We start from the raw sequence: 13113 nt of genomic DNA on the forward strand, positions 1-13113 counted from the left end.
TTATCCACGATAATTTTCCCCTTCCATAGGGACCATAAAGGTCACCCGGGTTCCACGGCCTGGATGAGACTGCAAATACAGTGTCCCCCCCACCAGGGAAGCCCGCTCACGCATGCCGGCCACCCCCAACCCTTGGGATTCGGAAAGTACCGCTGGATCAAAACCACAGCCATTGTCAATCACGGCAAGCAGGAGCCGGTCATGTTCCACGTTAAGTTCTATGGTCACCTCTTCGGCCGCCGCGTGGCGGGCCACATTAGTCAATGCTTCCTGGGCAATACGATAGGCGGCAGTAGCCAGGACACTGTTGATCGAAGGCATCATGGCCCGCTTAAAGGCACAGGCAATACCAGTTCGCCGTTCAAAATCAGTCGCCTGCCATTCCAAAGCATCAACCAGACCAAGATCATCGAGAATGCCCGGCCGCAACCGTAAGGCTATACTGCGTACCTCATCAATGGTTCTATCAATCAGGCTGCCCATAGCCAAAGCGCGCTCGGCCGCCTGGGGATCATTGAACCGCAACCTTTCTTCGATCCAGGCGGCATCGAGCCGCAGGGCGGTGAGCAACTGCCCCAGTTCATCGTGAAGGCCCCTGGCAATGGCAGAGCGCTCCTTTTCCTGGCTTTCCATGACACTGCCCGACAGGCGGCGCAGCTGGTCCTGGGCTTTTTTCAAGGCAGTAATGTCCGTAGCTATGCCACAGACTCCACTGGGTTTACCCTGCTCATCGTAGATGGGGAATTTTACCGACAGATAGGTATGAAGACCATCCTCCTGGGAAATTCTTTCCACCATCTGTTTTGAATGCCCCGTTTCAAGAACTTGCCGATCATGACGCTGAAACTGTTCGGCGACCTCCCATGGCAGAAATTGATCATCCGTCCTCCCCCGCACCACCTCATTGCACACTCCGAACAATTCTTCGTAACGGGAATTAACCAGCAGGCAGCGGCCAGCCTGGTCCTTGATATAGATAACCGCCGGAGTATACTTGAGAATACCGCTGATCTCCTCGGTTCTTTTTTTCACCTGCCGCTCAAGATCACGCGAATAGCGGCTCAACTCCTCCTTGGCCTGCTGCAGGGCTTTTTCGGCTCGTCGCCGTTCGGTAATATCGATAGACACCGCCAAAGAACGGGTTATCTTACCGTTCTGGTCCCGATCACCAATGGCAGAAAGCAAGACATCCATAGATTGGCCGTTTTTTTTCATAAAGCGATAGGCCACATCCTTGCAAAAGCCGGCCTGAAAAAATTCGGGAATCACCTGTTCATAGGCAAAAACGCGCGACTCAGGGGCGAGAAAATCCGCCAGCGGCCGGCCGACAACCTCCTGCCGCTCATAACCAAGGATGTCCAACCAATGGTCGCTGACGCTCACCAGCCGCCCCTCGGAATTGACAGAATGGAGCATAGCCGGCGTCTGGTGATAGATGGAACGGTAGCGCTCCTCGCTCTGACGCAGGGCCTCCTCCGCCGTCTTGCGCTGGACAATTTCATGGCTGGCTTTGTGGTAGAGTAGAAACACCGAGACACCGATAAGAACACACAAAGTCATCACGGTGGGACCGGTAACCCGAACAAGAGGGTCGGAAACAATGCGCGAAATTTCCGTAAGACTACGCATATGGACCACCTGCCAGCCTGGGTAGTTGCCGATCTCCAGCCGGTGCATCAAATACTGCTCCCCACTGCTGTCGCGGGCATATTTTCCGCCATTAAAAACAAAACCTATCCAGGGCCAGGGACCGGAACCGAACTGCAGCGAGGCGGCCAGCCTCGCTGTCTCGGCGGGTGATCGCTGCCAGAGAAGATGATACAGCCATTCGGGCCGGTTGGCGATAAACACCACCCCCTGGGGATCGGTAACCATAACGATCTCGTTGCTGCTGGAGCCCAACTCCTTCTCTATCTGCCTCAGGGAAGCCTTGATGACCACCACCCCTTCCGGAGCCCCGCTGGATCCACATACCGGATGGCTGTAATAAGCCCCCCGTTTCCCGGAGGTAATCCCCAGCGCCAAGTAGATGGCCGGCTGCCCGCTGACCGCCCGCTGGAAATAGGGACGGAAAGCGAAATTCTGACCGACAAAACTGTCATCATCGTGGCGGTTGCTGGATGCAACCGTCACGCCCCGGGTGTTCATCAGGTAGCAGACATCAACAGCCAACGTCTGCTGAAAATAATCCAGCAGGGCTTCAGCCGCATGTCGGGATTCGGCGGTTTCCTCACGCAGCAGGCGCGCCAGAGGAGACATACCGGCCAAGAGCCGCACCGGCCTGATATTCTCCGACAGAAAGGTGGCCAGGTTTTTCTGAATAATCTCCACCCGGTTTACCGCCTGGCGCTCCGCTTCGGCAAAAGCTGCCTCTTTTAAAGACGCATAATAGAGGTACCCACCGGTCGCCACCGACAAGAACGCCAAAAGGGAGAGAACAAGAAAAATCAGGCGTAACTTCACTACTTGGACTCCATTACAAAGAGAGACTCTCCAGCTGAAGATACCGGCATAGAGCGTATCGCCGGTTTATCATGACAATTAACCTCTGTCAACTGTCTTATCCTAATAACTAGTTCATATCATTAGTTATTTATTGCCACTAGGGCCGGATAATGAATTTTTGATGAAGCCTGGCATTTAAAAGTCAAGAAATTCATTGAACAACCGATAAAACTATCTAAGGCATTAAGATATATATATAGTGAAATACAATATTATAAAATTAGGAGAAGAATATTATGCTGAGACGCTTGAGACTACAGAGCAAACTCTTGCTAGCCTTTCTTGTCCTGAGCCTTATCCCGCTGGTCGTCATTGGCACCGTGTCACTGAGAAAAGCAAACCAGGCCCTGTCAGACCAGATTTTCGCCCAGCTTAAAAACAGCAGGGAAATCAAAAAAGCACAGATAGAAAACTATTTCCGGACGCTGACCGCCGACGTCACAATCCTGGCTGCCAACAACACGGTAGCAGATGCCTTGGACGCCCTGACCGGCGTGGTCAAAACCGACAGCCAGAGAACAGCCAGTGAATTATGGAAGGCAATGGCCGATATTTACGGCCCTTGGATGGACTTTTTCGCCCAGGAATCGGGCTATCTTGATCTGCTGCTGGTGGCCGACAACGGCGACGTCGTCTATTCCACAGCCAAAGCAGCAGAACTCGGACGCAATGTCCAAAAAGGAGCGCTGCATGGAAGTCCTCTGGAGGCCTGTTGCACCAAAGCCCTCGACGGCACCTTCCTCACCGACTTTTCCCCGTACAAACCCGCCGGCGGAAAACCGGCAGCCTTTATCGGCAGCCCGGTGAAAAAATCAGGAAAAACCATAGGAATTATAGCTCTTAGGCTTAACATTGACACGATCAACAAGATCATGGGGCAGCGGGAAGGCATGGGGGAAACCGGGGAAACATACCTGGTGGGCGCCGACAGGCTCATGCGCTCCGATTCCTATCGCAAGCCCGACACCTATTCGGTACGTGCATCTTTTGCTAATCCCGATCAGGGAATGGTTACTACCGATGCCTGCCAGGCAGCCCTGGCAGGCATCACTGGTGAGCAAATCACCACGTCATACGACAGCACCACGACACTTGCCGCCTTTACACCGGTGACTCTCGGCGACATGACTTGGGCGTTAGTAGCGGAAATTGAAAAAAATGAGGCGTTCATAGCCGTAGACAGGCTAACCTGGATGATTGGCATCATCGCTCTCATCTGCTTGGCGGCCATCGTTATAATATCCCTACTGATCACCAGATCCATTACCAAACCAATAAACCTGACCATTGACGGTCTGAGTGAAAGCGCCAACCGGGTGGCTCACGCAGCCACAGAAGTGGCTTCAGCCAGCGCCCAACTGCTTGATGGGGCTTCTGATCAGGCCGCATCACTGGAGGAGACCTCGTCTTCCATGGAAGTCCTGTCAACGATGACCAGCAACAACACCAAACACGCCCAGGAAGCCAATGCTCTTGCCGGCCAGGCCAATCATGTCATCGAGCAGGCCAACCAATCCATGAAAATTCTTATCACATCCATGACTGAAATTTCCCAGGCAAGTGCCGAAACATCAAAAATCATCAAAAGCATCGACGACATTGCCTTCCAGACCAACCTGCTGGCCCTCAATGCCGCCGTGGAAGCCGCCCGGGCCGGCGAGGCGGGAGCCGGCTTCGCGGTGGTTGCCGACGAGGTCAGAAATCTGGCCAGGCGATCGGCAGAAGCCTCCAGGAATACCGCGGAGCTCATAGAAGATACGGTAACCAGAATCAACGGCGGGGTCACGCTGGTTCATACGACCGATCAGGAATTTTCCAAAGGTGTGGAACGGTCAGCAGCCATCGGGACCCTGGTCGGCGAAATAACGACTGCCTCACTGGAACAGGATAGGGGAATCAGCCAGATTAACGAGGTACTGGCTGGCATTGATCAGATAAGCCAGAAAAATGTTGGCCTTGCTGAAACCTCTTCGCAAGCAGCCAAAGAAATGAACAGCCTGGCGGCCCAGCTGCAGGAGTTTGTTGAACAGCTCATTGCCGTCACCGGAAAAACCAGCGCAAACCGGGCCGTGAAACAAACATCATCCCGACACTCCGGCCGCCCTCTTATGATTGCAAGCCACAGCAAGCACAATTGCCTGCCGGACAACCGGTAGCGAACAACGGCTGCGGGTCCCTTTTCCCGACAGTCATCCGCAACAATCATGCACCGCATTGCCCACCGTGTGAAGGGACGAAGACCTTAATACCGGGCGTCTTGCACTCATGGGCGTCCGGAATGTCCACCTCCCCCCTTCACGGAACGGAAAAAACTTTACAAAATTTTCTCTCCTGATTATCATCCACAATCGGCACATGTCATAATCCGGATGCGGCGCCCCCATCCAGGAATAACGGTCTTGGAACATTGAACTATCATAGGATTAGAATGCCATGTCTTTTTCCACGCCCCCGATCATCTGCTTGGTGGGGACCAGCAACAGCGGCAAAACCACCCTGCTAACGACAATAATTACCGAACTGAAGGGCCTGGGATATCGAGTCGGCACCATCAAGCACCATCAGCACACCTTCAGCATCGACCAGGAGGGCAAGGACAGCTGGCGGCACCGCCAAGCCGGCGCCGACACCACCGTCATCACGGCTCCCAGCCAGACTGCGATCATCAAGCAGACCACTGAACAGATGGAACTGCAGCAGATTGCAACCAACTACTTGAATGATATGGATATCGTCCTTATTGAGGGGTTCAAAAACAGCACGTTCCCTAAAATTGAGGTTCATCGGCAAGCACAGCGAGCCAATCTGATCTGCCGCGGCCCAAGAAACGACCAAAACCTCATTGCGGTGGCCAGCGACCAGTCCTGGGATATTGACGTTCCGGTTTTTCCACTTGATTCTGGCCGCGATATTGCTGACTTCATCATCAACTACCTCAATCTCAATCCTGCCACATGAGACCTTCGGCAAAACAAAACAGCTTGCCGCTGACCGGCATCATCCTGGCCGGCGGCCGGAGCAGCCGCCTGGGAGGGGGGGACAAACCCTGGATTGAGATCGGCGGCCAACCGGTCATCCGCCGACTACTGACAGTGATGGCCCCGGTCTGCCAGGAGATCCTGATCAGCAGCAGCAATCCCCAACCCTATGGACACCTGGGCATCCCCATTGTTCCCGATCTCGTTCCCGGGCTTGGTGCCTTGGGAGGACTCTACAGCAGTCTCTGCCAGGCAAGCCATGAATATGCTTTTGTGGTTGCCGGCGACATGCCTTTTGTGGGGGAGCAGGCAATCCGCTGCCTGTGGTCTCTCCGCCAAAGCTACGATGTTGTACTGCCGCGCAGTGCCGACGGCCGGCAGCCGCTGCATGCCCTCTACAGCCGGGCCTGCCGACAACCGATCAGGGAACAGTTAAAAAACGGTCACCTGAAGATCAGCAGTTTTTTCCCCCAGGTCAGAGTTTTTGAACTCCTCACTGCCAGCCGGCCGGATGCCTTTGAACCCCATCAGTTTTTCAACCTCAATACCCCTGCAGATATCACCCGAGCTTTGCAACTGGCCGCCGGCACCGGCAAAACAGCCGTGACAGATAACAGTTGAACTTTAAAGCTATATCTGCTAGAGGACCTGCAGTTGAGAGGCTTGTCTTAAACCCATCCGACGTTCACCTTGCAGCAGCCCGAATACAACGATCCAGAATCTAGCGTCAGTCAGTATTCAGCTTTTCATCTATAGTAGGACGCCTGACGGATCACCATCCAGACAGTTGAGGGCGATCACCAAGGGTTGACCGTGGAAACGGCTGGCATCTGCATAAGCCCAGGCGGACAGCAGCCCAGCCGATTTTTTCCGTCGGCGGCTGAAACTACTCCGGCACCCCGCCGTAATTATTTCACCCACACCTTTACAGGAGTATTTTTTTGCAACAAACCTTTACCACAACCAAGTTCACAGATCTGCCCATCAATCAAACAGTACTACAAGGCATTCGGGATGCAGGCTTCGACAACTGCACCCCGGTCCAGGAAAAGATTCTCCCCCTGGCCCTCGGCGGAAAAAACATTGCCGCCCAGTCACAAACGGGAACCGGTAAGACCGCCACCTTTCTTATTACCCTCTTCAATCACCTGTTAAACAATCCGTCCGGATCAGGAAAAAAACAGCCACGGGCCCTGATTCTGGCACCAACCAGGGAACTGGTGGTCCAGATCGACCAGGAAGCAAAACTGCTCGGCACCCATACGGGTCTGCAATGCCAACCGGTATTTGGCGGCATCGACTATGATAAACAAAAGCAGGCCCTCCTGCAGCATGACAATGATGTGGTAATTGCCACCCCCGGTCGACTGATTGATTATCTCAAACAGAAGATTTTCAGCCTTAAAGAGATTGAAGTGCTGATCATCGACGAGGCAGACCGCATGTTTGATCTGGGATTCATTCCAGACTTGCGCTACATCCTCCGCCGGTGCTCTCCTTACAATAAAAGGCAGTCCCTGCTTTTTTCCGCCACACTCTCCTTCAGAGTTATGGAACTGGCCTATGAACACCTGGACATCCATGAATCGATCACCATCTCACCGGAGCAGTTAACCGCCGAAAAAATCCAGCAGTCCCTGTACCATGTGGGGAAACGGGAAAAAATGGCCCTTTTTCTCGGTCTTTTGGCAAAAGAACAGCCGGATAGAGCCTTGGTATTCAGCAATACCAAAAGAATGGCGGATATCCTGGTTGACTATCTGAAAGCCAACGGCCATCTGGCGGCGTCCCTGACCGGCGATGTCCCACAACAGAAAAGGCTGTCAATTTTGGAGCGTTTTAAAAAGAAACAGCTCTCTATCCTGGTGGCCACCGATGTTGCCTCCCGTGGACTGCATATTGACAATGTCACCCATGTGTTCAACTATGATCTACCCCAGGACCCGGAAGATTATGTCCATCGCATCGGCCGCACAGCCAGAGTCGGAGCCACCGGCAAAGCCATCTCGCTGGCCAGTGAGGATGACGCCTTTTACCTTGAGCCGATTGAATCTCTGGCCGGCAAGATCCCCCTAGAGTGGGTTGAGGATGGTAACCTGGCAACCGACATTACGGTACCCAAAAAACGCCCGCCGCGGACTGACAAACCGGGGGGCCAGCGACCAAAACGCCCTACTGGTGGCAATAAACCGGCCGGCCATCGCAGAACTACGACGAAAGAGAGCAAAAATAGAACTGGCAGCAACAATCAGAAAAGAGGCAATAAAACCCGGACGGGAACCGCAACCCGGCAACCCCGAAAAGATAGCAGTACTGTCAACCAGTAAACCGGAACGAACATTGCCGGCGCCAGACAGCCCCTTTTACCACTTATGATCCCTCCGGTCAGAAAACGTCTCCCTCCCTTGCAATTCTGATGGTTTCCTGATAACGAAGGTGGGAAAAAATTATCGTCTCCGGCTTTGTCAACGCCGTTTTTTACAGGATTTGCCGCAATGAGCAACACGAAAACCAACCATATCTACCGCGTTCGGTTCAAAACCGGCAACCGGGATTACTCCCTGCTGGCCCGCCAGGTTACTGAATCGGAATTTTTTGGTTTTATTGACATTACCGATTTTATTTTTGAGGATAACAATCGGATTATCATCTCCCCGGAAGATGATGCCCTGCGAAAAGAATTTGTTAAAACCGATTGCGTAAGCGTTCCCCATCAGTATATTCTCCGCATCGACCGTTTACAGGATGACCATGATATCGGGGTTTCCTATCTAAAAATTGCTGAAGACAAAAACCAACCAAAGGAGTAAGCCATGCATGAACACCATGACCACAACAACCCCTGCAGCGGACACGGCCATTGCCATTCCTGCGGCGAGCAGAACAGCATGAGTTTCGAGGAAAAGATCAGCCTGCTTTTGACCCACTGGATCGAACACAACGACAGCCATGAAGAAGATTACAAAAAGTGGGCCAGCCAGGCAAAAAAAGAGGGGATGGATGAGGTTGTTGAGCTTATCCTGGCAGCACTGAATCAGTTCAAGGAAGGCAACAACCGTCTGCGACAGGCGAAACAGATTCTTGATATGGGATAAATGATCGATGCAGCAGATCTATCAGCAACTTGCAGACCGGGGGTTTATCTACCAGGTAACCCATGAGGAAGAGCTGCGGCATCGGTTGTCACAGGAGCCGCAAACCTTTTATATCGGTTTTGATCCGACTGCCGACAGCCTCCACGTCGGCAGTCTGATTCCGATCATTGTCATGGTCCATATGCAGCGGGCCGGACACCGGCCGATTGCGGTACTCGGTGGCGGCACGGCATTGGTGGGCGACCCTAGCGGCAAAACCGAGATGCGCCAGATGATGACCCGTGAAACCATTGACCGGAACGGCATCGGCATCAAAGAACAGCTGGAGCGGTTTCTTGATCTGGAACCAGACCATGGTTGGCTGATCAACAATGCCGACTGGCTTGAAGGTCTGAGATATATTGACTTCCTCCGGGACATCGGCCGTCATTTCAGCGTCAACCGGATGCTCACCGCCGAATCATACCGTCAGCGCCTTGAGACCGGGCTTTCTTTTATCGAATTCAACTACATGCTCCTGCAGGCCTATGATTTTCACGTGCTTCACCGTGACTATCAATGCACCATTCAGATGGGCGGTCAGGATCAGTGGGGCAATATTGTTGCCGGTGTCGACCTGATCCGACGGGTCCAGTCACAGGAGGCATTCGGCATCACCTTTCCTCTGCTGACTACCGCCAGCGGGGAGAAATTCGGCAAAACCGCCGCCGGCGCTGTTTGGCTTGATGAGCAGCGGACCTCGGTCTACGATTTCTACCAGTTCTGGCGTAACAGCGAAGATGGTGAACTTGGCCGCCTGCTGCGCCTTTTCACCTTTTTACCTCTGGATGAAATCAGCCGGCTGGAGCAACTGCGGGACCAGGGAATCAATCGGGCAAAGGAAATTCTAGCGTTTGAGGTTACCACCCTGGTTCATGGTCAGGAAAAGGCCGCTGAAGCATACCGCACAGCAACCGGTCAATTCGGTGCCGCCGATCCGGACCGCCAGATAGAAACATCATCGGCAATTACCACCATCGAGACGACGACACTTGGCGACAACCTGCCGGAAACAATTATTTCACCTGCTGAGCTGGAGCAGGGAATAACGATTGTTGACCTGTTCATCAAAACCGGTCTCTGCAGCTCCAAGGGACAGGCAAGACGCTTGATCCAGCAGGGTGGAGGCTACTGCAATGACAACCGGATCACCGAAGATTTTACCATCGATAATGAACAGCTGATTGATAGCCAGCTGATTCTGCGGGCCGGAAAAAAACGCCACCACCGGATCGTTATTCAGACATAGGGGAATTAGTGCACAACAAGGAAGAGCTCAAAGACAAAAAAAGGGATGCCGGAAATCGGCATCCCTTTTATGTTGAAGCAACATACGATGGGCAATCAGACGCTGGCCACCCGGCTGCACATTTTGGACAGACGGGAAATCTTCCGGGAAGCATTGTTGCGATGGAGCACCCCTTTGGTAGCTGCTTTATCAATAACAACTTTAACCTGCTGCAACATCTCCGCCAATGCGGCCGGGTTCTGACCCTCTTCAGCGGCAAGACGAAGTTTTTTGATCGATGTTCTCATGCGTGACACAACTTGACGATTACGCAGACGGCGCTTTTCGTTCTGACGCATCCGTTTTAATGCTGATGGATGATTTGCCAAGGGATAACCTCCTCCTAGAATAATTCAGCTCATAGATGGTGAAGATGAGCAGGTACCAAAATAGTACCTTTTTGTCAAGTAATTTCGGCAAACCGGCGGCATTTTTACCAAACTACGCCGGCTTGCCGATCTCATCCAAACGTTACACGTATCCTACAATACCATGGCCCGGAAACAGTTCAAGATTCGAAGCAGACAAAAACTGAGGAATGCAGCCTGCAATCAGTTCTATTGCAGCAATGAAGGTTGCAACCTCACGAAGCAGATGACATAGTTTCACAGCCATCAGTGTCAATCGATAAACTTATTCAGGGGAAACTCAACGATACCCCTGGCTCCCAAAGCCTTCAGTTGAGGAATCAGATCCCGCACCACTTCCTCGCGTAGTACCACAAACACATCAACCCACTCTTTATCCACCAGGCTGGAAACAGTGGGAACCTTTTCCGGCGGCAGAACCGCCATCGCCCGCTCAAGATGCTGCTGCTGCACGTTGAACATGAATCCCACCCTGGTTCTGGCTTCCAGGGCTCCCTGGAGCAGCATAATCAGGCGGTCGACTTTGGCCTTTTTCCATTGATCGCCATAGGACTCATGATTGGCAATAAAAACCGTCGAAGTTTCCAACACAGTATCAATAATTTCCAAATTGTTAGCCCGCAGGGAGGAACCGGTTTCGGTAATCTCAATAATGGCGTCAGCCAGATGAGGCACCTTCACCTCGGTGGCCCCATAGGAATATTCGACTTTTGCTTTGACACCCTGGGCCTGCAGGTATTTGGTGGCCATATTGACCACCTCCGTAGCCACGGTTTTCCCCTCAAGGTCACGGGCTGAACGGATCGGTCCGCCCTGTTTGGCAGCCAGCACCCATCTGACCTTGTTAAGGGTAGCCTTGGCATACTGAAGCTCGGTCAACTCCAGAACCTTGGCATCATTTTCCTCCACCCAGTCATGGCCGGTAATACCGGCATCGAGGATACCGCTTTCCACATAGCGGGCCATCTCCTGGGCCCTGATCAGCATACACTCAATCTCCGGATCATCGATCCCGGGAAAGTAGGAGCGGGAACTGGTGGTTATCTTATAACCGGCATTTTTAAACAGATCAATGGTTGCCTGCTGCAGCGACCCTTTTGGAATTCCCAAGCGTAATTTCATTCGTTCTCCTTTACTTTTTTCCATACACCGCTTCCGGATCAAATACTTTTTCGGTTTTGGTAATGGTTTGCGAACCATCGGGATTGATCCTGGTATAGAAACAGCTGTTATACCCCGTATGGCAAGCAGCACCGCCGATCTGCTCCACCTTCAGGACAACGGCATCCTCATCACAGTCGATGAGAATCTCCTTGACCAGCTGCACGTTGCCGGATTCCTCCCCTTTACGCCACAGCCGATTCCGTGACCGGCTGAAATAGCAGGCTTTTCTGGTTGCCAGGGTCTCTTCCCAGGCTTCCTGATTCATGAAGGCCACCATCAGCACCTCACCAGTCTGATAATCCTGGGCAACCACGGTAATCAATCCATCCATCTTCTCAAAATTCATTGGCTTCATCACTGTCCATCCTTCGGGTGTAAATATGATTCCAGCTTCTTAATGGCACAAAATTCGCCGCACATGGTGCAAACCTGCTGATCCGCAGGCGGGGCACTTTCCCGAAAACGTCTGGCCTTCTCCGGATCAATTGCCAGGGCAATCTGCCCTTCCCAGTCAAGCTGCTTCCGTTTGATTGCCATCTGGTTATCCCACTCCATAGCCCCCGGCAATCCCCGGGCGATATCAGCTGCATGGGCGGCAATCCGGGAAGCAATCACCCCCTCTTTCACATCCTGGGCATCGGGAAGTTTCAAATGTTCGGCCGGGGTCAAATAACAAAGAAAATCAGCCCCGGCACGGGCGGCAATCGCCCCACCGATGGCACCCACCAGATGATCATAGCCGGGGGCAATATCGGTTACCAGGGGCCCCAGGACATAAAACGGCGCCCCTTTACAGAGCTTTTTTTCCAGCAGGATATTGGCCTCAATCTGATCAAGAGGCACATGGCCGGGACCTTCAATCATCACCTGAACCCCAGCCTCCCAGGCCCTCTCGGTCAATTCGCCCAGATAGATCAGCTCCTGCACCTGGGGCCGGTCGGTGGCATCAGCCAGGCAGCCGGGGCGCAAACCATCACCGAGGCTGAGGGTTACATCATACTCCCTGGCCACCGCCAGCAGCCGGTCATAGTTTTCATAAAAGGGGTTCTCACGATTATTATACAGCATCCACTCCACCAGGAAAGCCCCACCCCGGCTGACCACGTCGGTAATCCTGCCGGAACGCCGCAAAGCCTCCAGGGTTCTCAAAGTCACCCCACAGTGGATGGTCATAAAATCAACACCCTCTTCAGCCTGGCCTTCCACTGCCGCAAAAAAATCATCGACGGTTATATTGCCAAGGAACCCCCGTTTTCGAACCCCTTCGGTTACCGCCTGATAGATGGGAACGGTACCCAGCGGCACAGAGCAGCGGGCCATGATTTCCCGGCGCACGGCGTTGATATCGCCGCCGGTACTGAGATCCATCACTGCATGGGCACCATTATCAATGGCCACCTGAAGTTTTTCCAACTCTTCGTCAAGGCTCTGCAGATCGGAGGACGTGCCAATGTTGGCGTTGATTTTCACCCGCAGACCACGACCGATGCCATAGGGGGTAAGATTTTTATGGTTGCGGTTGGCGGGAATAACAATGGTTCCCTGAGCAAGACCGGTCTGCAGCTCAGCAGCCGACAGCGGCTCAGCAGCCAGAACATGCTCCATCTCGGGAGTCAGTGTACCCTGACGGGCAGCCTGTAATTGTGTCATAATACCTTCCTGAACAATCTCTAGTG

The 13113-nt window shown here is 53.0% G+C and carries 12 protein-coding genes; 7 read left to right on the plus strand and 5 right to left on the minus strand.

Annotation, left to right across the window (positions count from 1 at the left end):
- Positions 1–2463 carry a PAS domain S-box protein gene (locus tag JXO50_06160; protein MBN2332673.1) on the minus strand — a complete coding sequence of 821 codons (2463 nt, stop codon included), beginning with the start codon at positions 2461–2463 and terminating at the stop codon, positions 1–3.
- Between the two features lie 278 nt (positions 2464–2741).
- Between JXO50_06160 and JXO50_06165 the strand changes: the two genes are divergently transcribed.
- From JXO50_06165 to JXO50_06195, 7 genes are all read left to right on the plus strand, one after another.
- Positions 2742–4661 (plus strand): methyl-accepting chemotaxis protein, encoded by a 1920-nt coding sequence (locus JXO50_06165; protein MBN2332674.1) that lies wholly within the window; start codon positions 2742–2744, stop codon positions 4659–4661.
- A 277-nt stretch (positions 4662–4938) separates the two neighbouring features.
- On the plus strand, positions 4939–5463 hold the full coding sequence (gene mobB, locus JXO50_06170) for a molybdopterin-guanine dinucleotide biosynthesis protein B (protein MBN2332675.1): 525 nt from the start codon (positions 4939–4941) through the stop codon (positions 5461–5463).
- Positions 5460–6104: a molybdenum cofactor guanylyltransferase gene (locus JXO50_06175; protein ID MBN2332676.1), complete on the plus strand. Its 645-nt coding sequence runs from the start codon at positions 5460–5462 to the stop codon at positions 6102–6104. Before mobB ends, JXO50_06175 begins: the two co-directional genes overlap by 4 nt.
- Positions 6105–6424: 320 nt before the next feature.
- The gene (locus tag JXO50_06180; protein ID MBN2332677.1) at positions 6425–7810 is read left to right on the plus strand and encodes a DEAD/DEAH box helicase; all 1386 of its coding nucleotides are present in this window, start codon (positions 6425–6427) and stop codon (positions 7808–7810) included.
- A gap of 168 nt (positions 7811–7978) precedes the next feature.
- Positions 7979–8293 carry a DUF1820 family protein gene (locus JXO50_06185; protein MBN2332678.1) on the plus strand — a complete coding sequence of 105 codons (315 nt, stop codon included), beginning with the start codon at positions 7979–7981 and terminating at the stop codon, positions 8291–8293.
- Between the two features lie 3 nt (positions 8294–8296).
- Positions 8297–8578 (plus strand): zinc transporter, encoded by a 282-nt coding sequence (locus JXO50_06190; GenBank protein ID MBN2332679.1) that lies wholly within the window; start codon positions 8297–8299, stop codon positions 8576–8578.
- A 7-nt stretch (positions 8579–8585) separates the two neighbouring features.
- Entirely contained in the window at positions 8586–9866 is a 1281-nt protein-coding gene (locus JXO50_06195) for a tyrosine--tRNA ligase (protein ID MBN2332680.1), read from the plus strand.
- Positions 9867–9961: 95 nt separating this feature from the next.
- Here the strand turns inward: JXO50_06195 and rpsT are convergent, their stop codons facing one another.
- The 4 genes from rpsT to thiC all read right to left on the minus strand — a co-directional run bounded on the left by rpsT (position 9962) and on the right by thiC (position 13087).
- A complete protein-coding gene (rpsT, locus tag JXO50_06200) occupies positions 9962–10234 on the minus strand; it encodes a 30S ribosomal protein S20 (protein ID MBN2332681.1) in 273 nt (90 codons plus the stop codon).
- Positions 10235–10525: 291 nt separating this feature from the next.
- The gene (locus tag JXO50_06205) at positions 10526–11395 is read right to left on the minus strand and encodes an ATP phosphoribosyltransferase (GenBank protein MBN2332682.1); all 870 of its coding nucleotides are present in this window, start codon (positions 11393–11395) and stop codon (positions 10526–10528) included.
- A gap of 10 nt (positions 11396–11405) precedes the next feature.
- Complete coding sequence (gene hisI, locus JXO50_06210; GenBank protein MBN2332683.1) at positions 11406–11792, minus strand: phosphoribosyl-AMP cyclohydrolase; 387 nt, start codon at positions 11790–11792, stop codon at positions 11406–11408.
- Positions 11792–13087 (minus strand): phosphomethylpyrimidine synthase ThiC, encoded by a 1296-nt coding sequence (gene thiC, locus JXO50_06215; GenBank protein ID MBN2332684.1) that lies wholly within the window; start codon positions 13085–13087, stop codon positions 11792–11794. The genes hisI and thiC overlap by 1 nt, the downstream gene beginning before the upstream one ends.
- Positions 13088–13113 lie beyond the last annotated feature (26 nt).

The organism is Candidatus Anaeroferrophillus wilburensis, from assembly GCA_016934315.1.
Classification (GTDB): domain Bacteria; phylum Desulfobacterota; class Anaeroferrophillalia; order Anaeroferrophillales; family Anaeroferrophillaceae; genus Anaeroferrophillus; species Anaeroferrophillus wilburensis.

Excerpts from the sequence above, each read along its gene's own strand:
- JXO50_06165 (MBN2332674.1), top strand. The coding sequence starts at position 2,742 with ATGCTGAGACGCTTGAGACTACAGAGCAAACTCTTGCTAGCCTTTCTT.
- mobB (MBN2332675.1), top strand. The coding sequence starts at position 4,939 with ATGTCTTTTTCCACGCCCCCGATCATCTGCTTGGTGGGGACCAGCAAC.
- JXO50_06175 (MBN2332676.1), top strand. The coding sequence starts at position 5,460 with ATGAGACCTTCGGCAAAACAAAACAGCTTGCCGCTGACCGGCATCATC.
- JXO50_06185 (MBN2332678.1), top strand. The coding sequence starts at position 7,979 with ATGAGCAACACGAAAACCAACCATATCTACCGCGTTCGGTTCAAAACC.
- JXO50_06190 (MBN2332679.1), top strand. The coding sequence starts at position 8,297 with ATGCATGAACACCATGACCACAACAACCCCTGCAGCGGACACGGCCAT.
- JXO50_06195 (MBN2332680.1), top strand. The coding sequence starts at position 8,586 with ATGCAGCAGATCTATCAGCAACTTGCAGACCGGGGGTTTATCTACCAG.
- JXO50_06205 (MBN2332682.1), bottom strand. The coding sequence starts at position 11,395 with ATGAAATTACGCTTGGGAATTCCAAAAGGGTCGCTGCAGCAGGCAACC.
- hisI (MBN2332683.1), bottom strand. The coding sequence starts at position 11,792 with ATGAAGCCAATGAATTTTGAGAAGATGGATGGATTGATTACCGTGGTT.
- thiC (MBN2332684.1), bottom strand. The coding sequence starts at position 13,087 with ATGACACAATTACAGGCTGCCCGTCAGGGTACACTGACTCCCGAGATG.